This window comes from Mesorhizobium sp. GbtcB19 (assembly GCF_019091085.1).
Lineage (GTDB): Bacteria > Pseudomonadota > Alphaproteobacteria > Rhizobiales > Rhizobiaceae > Mesorhizobium.
The window spans coordinates 1-245 of record NZ_JAGXJY010000401.1 but is presented as its reverse complement, the minus strand read 5'-3'; the positions used below and the strand labels follow the sequence as shown (position 1 = coordinate 245).

Here is a 245-nt window from a genome sequence, read left to right as displayed (position 1 = left end):
CCGGACCACCCATTGGCTGCGGGCCGCCGAACACATAGCAGCCCCTCCAGCCGGGTGCCCCGTAGGGGCCCGATACGCCGACCACGCATAGCCGCGCCAGCACCGTCAGCCGGCGCAACCCCGTTGGCCCCAGCCGCTGGCCCAGCAGCGCAACCGCCATGGCGCCGACCAGGTTGTACATCGTCGCGCCCCAGGCTACGCCGGTGCCGGTAAACAGCGATGCGACCATGATCAGCAGCGCCGGC

At 71.8% G+C, this 245-nt stretch carries 1 pseudogene; it reads right to left on the bottom strand.

The window, feature by feature from the left end:
• Positions 1–245 (bottom strand): annotated as a pseudogene (locus KVT37_RS32585) (glycosyltransferase family 39 protein); the annotation flags it as partial.